The following is a 6,299-nucleotide window of genomic DNA, read 5'->3' on the forward strand; positions in this document are numbered from 1 at the left end:
TCAGAATAACATTGATAATCCTATGCAAGCATTAGGTTATTTAGCGGTAGGTGCAGCAGCGGGAGTTGCTTCTGCTGGAGTTGGAATCGGTCTTAATAATGCTTTAATAGGTAATGCTTTGGGTAGTGTCACGCATATGTCAACTGGTTTTTTTAGTGGGGCTGTAATAGGAGCAGGCTCCGGCTTTACTGGTGGTTTTATAACCGGAACGGGTAATGCAATCATTCAGGGGAATCCTAAGGCTTTGGAAATTGGATTAAAGTATGGTGGTTACGGCGCTTTAAGTGGGTTTGTTATTGGTGGTGTGTCAGGTGGTATTGATGCTATTAAGCATGATAGAGATTTTTGGACTGGGGCTAAAGAAATTGATATAGTAGTCTTTAGAGATAGAAGTGGAAATATGCAGGTAACAAGTAAAGATGCTATAGGAGATAATGATTTTGTGAAACGAGCTTACAGAATAAATTTAACAGATGAAGATTGGACTTTGACTGAGGAGGGATTTTTTTCCTATAAACTTGAAATTCCTCATTATAGAAAAGGAAGGGTATTAATCGCAGGTCCAGAAAATCAAACTATCTTAAGTCATAATACTGTAGAAAGTAGAAGGTTTGTTACAATTCAATCAATTGATAGGTTAGATTATGTAATATTGAGAACAACAAAATATCAGAGTCGCCCTATTCAGAGGCTACCAGATTTATTTTATCATAGAGCTACATTTATTAATGATTAAATATTTAATATGCATAATGTGCTTGCCATATTGTTTACTTTTGCCATTGTATTAATACATATAGACTCCTATTCAATAAATACGAACAATATTAAGTATGATACTGTAATTACTACTTTTACATGGTACTATTTTAAAACACATGATACTATTTATCACATCACAAAGTATGAAAAACCAAATAGTAAATTTAGTTTTGGAATTGGTTTTAGAGACTCAACTTATGTAGACCCGGAGATACTTGTATATGGAGCTTATGAGGACAAAGGCATTAAACAAAAACCAATGTTTAGATTTGTGCCAAGTAGCATTGATACGATTGAAAGTTACAGGTCATTTACACCTGTTGAATATAGTGATTCAGCTAAAAGCATGCACTATAGGGCAAATGAGTTTTTTGTATGGTGGGACTTAATTATTGATATTAGGTTGTCTTATATGTTTGATCAGCTTGGAGTAGATAAAATAGACACCTCTCATAATAGTATAAGTATTAGACATTCAAGTATTGACTATTTTAGGGGAAATATATATTCAATACTTATTTCTGAATTAAACATTTTAAAAGACTCTAATTCTGCAAAGGTTAAAAGAATCAAAGCAAAGTATTCTATAGAATCAGGCTATCAAATATTAAAAAAGGAAACAGGTATTTTAAAAGAAAGGGATGTACAAAGAATTAAGAATCGTTTCGGAGAATTCAAAAATGCTTCACAAAAAAATTGTAAAGGTCCTGGTTTGTACATCTTGTATGAAATACATGATACAAACTATAAAAGTTCAGTATTTACATTTGAATGTTTACGAGCAAAAAGAAGAGATTATAGGGGTTTTAGGAGAAATATGAGATTCTTTAATAGGGTATTAAGTAGAAGTTTAAGATAACTTTGTAATGCAAAACAGTTTGTATTGAAATCACATAAAATCATGAAGAAAGATTTTAAATTATTAATAACAAAACAACTGTTATTCTCATCTATCACAAGTATTTTACTTGCGATACAATATTTCAAATGCAATACAACACTAATATTATTATGTTAAATTTAATTATAACCACCATGAAACACCTAACCCTCACCACCCTGATTTTGAGCTTATGCATTGTGGCTTATGCACAAACACCGCAGTGCTACAATATTGAGTATGATTACGATAATGCCGGTAACCGGATAGTACGTAAAAATGTGGATAATTGTCCACCCGGTGCAACATTACGACTTCAAGAAGAAGAACACTCAACTAAAGAAGTAGTTACAAAACCTGACACACCGGAGATGCAAACAGAAGAAGCTGTATTTGCCTTAACGGTCTATCCCAATCCCACATCAGGAAAGCTGATCGTGGCTTTCGATGATGTGATAGTTGATGCCGGGATTGTCCTTTATGATGTTAACGGTATGGAAGTATTCCGCAAACAATCATTCAGTGGTACACAAACTTCAGTGGACATGTCCGGGCTGTCATCTGGCATGTACTTTATAAGTGTTGTCACCGCAGAAGGCATAGTAAATAAAGCAGTAGTTAGGCAATAAAAGAAATTGACATAAAATTGTCTTTTGACTAGCCTTTATAATATTGCTATTGGGGTTGCTTTATGTATTAGCAAAATTAAGGCTTATAAATGTTCTACTTTCATTTTAATTATATAAGACAAAAGTACAATCAGGTTTTGATTTTTGAAATATGATTGTTATATTTGATTAATATATGCTTAGTTGTTAAACTTGATTTATGCTATAATCGTTGCTATGCAGCGAAAAGAAGAGCAGGAAAAAAGGGAAAAACTGTTTTGGTATTTTACATTTTGAGCACTTTCAATACAGCAAATCATAAGTTTTAAATTCAACTCAGGACACTAACACAATTTTATGAAACTATCAGCAAAAATCTATATTGTAATGACAGTTCTGGTCACTGTATTTATGTTTACACTTAATAAAACATTAGCCGGACAATTCAATAATGATAGTTTCAAAACTCAGCAGTCGGAGAATATGCTGAATCAGCATAAGCAAAAACCTTTTTTTATAGAAAACAAAGGGCAAATGCGTGGCCATGACGGAGAAGCTGTGCCATTTGTATTGTTCAAAGCCGAGTTTAATGGCATAGATATTTATGTAACAGAAAAGGGCTTATCGTATGTATTGCTCAATATAACAGAGGAAGAAATCTCAACAGCTTCAGATGAGATTTTTCCTGATGCAACCACAGATAAAAACACTGAAAAAAAATATAGCTATGAATGGAGAAGAATTGATATGCATTTGGAAAATGCAGAGATTAACAAGAAGAATATCACTACTGTTAATGCATCCATTACGGGATATAATTACTATTTACCGCATTGCCCCGATGGCATATTGGATGTAAAGGGATATCAAAAAATCATCATAGAATCAGTATACCCGGGAATAGATTGGGTGATTTATACTGAACAATCAGCTGATAAAGCAAAAAATGGCGGCTTAAAATACGACTTTATTGTGCATCCCGGTGCTGATCCGGCTCAAATCAAGCTGCTATATATCGGTGCAACTGATATTTTACAGGAAAACGGACAAAATTTAGCGATAGGGAGTGATTTTGGTTTTTTATATGAAGGGCCTCTTTATTGCTATCAGAAAGAAAACAGGCGTGAAGTAGAAGCACAGTTTATTGTCGAAGATGTAACAACTACTGTGCGTGATGACAGAAACGGTAAGATACTGTCTGAATCATATCCGGCTAAACAAGTAAGTATTGAACTTTCCTCCTACGATAAAACACAAATACTAATAATAGATCCTTTAGTTGAATGGGATGTCTATATTGGTGGAAATGGTAAAGATGATTTTAATGATTTTGCAATGGATGAGCATGACAATGTTTACGCAATTGGCAGCTCCTGGTCAACGGATTTTCCTACTCTTGACTCTGGCAGTGGAGCCTTTTTCGAAGGCATAAAAGGTGGTGGTCATACAGATGTGTTTATCATAAAGCTTGACAATAATGGCATACTTTTATGGGCAACATATTATGGCGGTAACCATAGAGATGTAGGTAAGGCTATTAGCCTGGATAATGATAATAACGTTTTTATTACCGGGGCTACACATTCAGATGTTTTCCCCCTATTTAACCCGGGTGGCAATACTTATTTCCAGAATACTAATATTGCTAGTGATAAGATAATTTTTATTAAGTTTAATAGTGATGGCGTCAGACTTTTTGCTACTTTTTATGGGGGCTTAGGTGGTGATCGTGCTAATACTATAGTTACGGACAATGGTGGGAATGTTTTTATAGCAGGAGAGACAAATTCAGCACATACTTTTCCATCTTATGACCCTGGGAATGGCGCTCACTACACGAGGAGTTCTTCTCGAGGAAGAATATTTATTTTAAAATTCAGTAATACAGGTGAACGTTTGTGGGCAACTACTTATGGTGGATTCAGTTTGGAATCAGCTATGAAAGCAACAATAGATATATATGGAAATCTCTATGTAGTTGGATATACAACTTCAAATAATTTTGAACTACTTGACCCGGGAAACGATGCTTATTTTCAGGATCAAAAAAATGGCACAACAAGAGACGGCTTTATATTAAAATTTGACAATATGGGAGTGCTTTTGTGGGCAACATTATTTGGAGGTAGCAATAATGATAATATCACGTCAGTAACCTCAGACTTACAAGGGAATGTGTACATGACCGGTCGGACATTTTCTTCAGATTTTCCGATGGAAGATATGGGTGGCAATTCCTATTTTCAATATCAACCCGGTATGGTAAGTGCATTTATATTGAAGTTTAATCCAACGGGTAAATTGCTTTGGAGCACTTATTTTATTGCAAATGGCGGCACTGATATTGTAATAGATGATAATGGAAATATCTTCGTTGTAGGCACAATTACATTTCCCGCATTGCCAACGGTAAACCCCGGAAACGGGTCTTATTTTCAGGATACTTATGGTGGTGGCAACTCGGATGGCTTTTTGTTGCAATTTTCAAGTACCGGTTTTCTAAAGTGGTCTACTTATATTGGTAGGGGCTCAACAGATAGAATTATAGCTGTTACAATTGATTCTGAAGGCTATGTGTTGATTGGAGGTAGAACAATACTTAGTGAACTGCCAATTACAGGGCACAGTGGTCAAACGCATATTTATGCTTCAACTCAGCAAATAAATGGGGTTTTTGTGATAAAATTACAGGGAGTTGAGTGCCCGGACTTTAATCTGGAAATTTTAACTTCTGCAGATAGTATTAGTTGTCTGCATCCGGAAGTTGAGCTTATTGCTAACTCTACTATACCGGGCCTTTCTTATTCATGGAGTAGTCTCTCTTTTCCTGTAAATAAAGTTGTGGAGCAGGATACTATTATAATTAATAGTGAAGGTACTTATTATTTGGTCGCAACAGACAGTATTGGATGTGCTAACTTAACATCAATAAATGTTAATGGTAACATTGATACACCTTCTGTAAACTTCAATGTAACTCAACCAACATCCCCTGCATGCAATAACGGAGCCATAGGAGCTTCAGTTTCAGGAGGAGCTGAGCCTTATTCTTTTGAATGGGAGCCGTTATTACTTTTTTCTGATTCAATCTCAAAAATCGCTGAAGGATGTTATACGCTTACCGTTACTTCAAGTAATGGTTGTTCTTATATTGATAGTGTTTGTCTTTCATGCGATTCAGTAAGTCATATTATACCTATAAAGCAAACGCAAGATGTTTTCACCGCCTATCCCAACCCCGCCGGAGAAATCCTGTATATCGAATCCAAACAAGAGCATATTCAAATCCGGCAGACAGACATATTCGATGTCCGTGGCAGGGAAGTTATGTCCTATAAAGCGCAACATCCCACTTCCAAACACAGCATCCACATCCACCACCTCCCGCAAGGTATTTACTTTTACCGGGTAGTGCTAAGTGATGATTCGTTAGTACGAGGAAAATTTGTGAAGCGGTAATTGCAAGACCCAAGAGGGAAAGTAGGCAGGAGGCAGCAGCAGTAGGCAGTGTAGAAAGACCCAAGTCCCAAGAAGACCAAGAGACCAAATTCCAAGAGAAAATAAATAGAAAATATGCTTCGCAAGACCCAAGAGTCCAAATTCCAAGAAGACCAAGACCCAAGAAAAATATCAAAATTATGATGGAAAATGGAAAATGGCAAATGTTTTGAGAAATCTCCCTATTAATACGGAGATGCTTCCTGACGTCAGCATGACAGGAAGAGGGAAGGGATTTCTTGTTAAAAAAGGGTTAGAAGGGCTTGATAAAACTTTTGAAACCCCCTGCCCCCAATCAGGAGATTGTCACACTTCAAGCATGCCCGCAAGGCTCCCCTTTTGAAGCTCACAATGACGGTGTGGTGTGAGGCTGTTCGCTGTCCATTTTCTTCTCAAAGTCTAAGTGTTACAGTTTTTTTGGATAAACTTTAAGCTTAAAGACCATAAAGAAGCCAATTCGCAGCAGGGGATGCGGCCTTTATTCCGCACTTGGGGTACCCGCTGCTTGAATCTTGCGTGAAAAATTTTACTGTTCGACGCAAGGAGTTTAA

Annotated in this window: 5 protein-coding genes; all 5 read left to right on the forward strand. The window is 36.2% G+C overall.

What is annotated here, in order from left to right; translation table 11 throughout:
• The coding region (locus tag EA412_00875; protein ID TVR83464.1) for a hypothetical protein at positions 1–736 on the forward strand (736 nt) is incomplete at its 5' end.
• Between the two features lie 9 nt (positions 737–745).
• Complete coding sequence (locus tag EA412_00880; protein TVR83465.1) at positions 746–1,621, forward strand: hypothetical protein; 876 nt, start codon at positions 746–748, stop codon at positions 1,619–1,621.
• A 128-nt stretch (positions 1,622–1,749) separates the two neighbouring features.
• Complete coding sequence (locus EA412_00885) at positions 1,750–2,271, forward strand: T9SS C-terminal target domain-containing protein (protein ID TVR83466.1); 522 nt, start codon at positions 1,750–1,752, stop codon at positions 2,269–2,271.
• 336 nt (positions 2,272–2,607) lie between these two features.
• Complete coding sequence (locus tag EA412_00890; GenBank protein TVR83467.1) at positions 2,608–5,709, forward strand: T9SS C-terminal target domain-containing protein; 3,102 nt, start codon at positions 2,608–2,610, stop codon at positions 5,707–5,709.
• 196 nt (positions 5,710–5,905) lie between these two features.
• A complete protein-coding gene (locus EA412_00895; protein ID TVR83468.1) occupies positions 5,906–6,091 on the forward strand; it encodes a hypothetical protein in 186 nt (61 codons plus the stop codon).
• Positions 6,092–6,299 lie beyond the last annotated feature (208 nt).

Source organism: Chitinophagaceae bacterium (assembly GCA_007695095.1).
In the GTDB taxonomy this organism is placed as follows: Bacteria; Bacteroidota; Bacteroidia; order Chitinophagales; family REEL01; genus REEL01.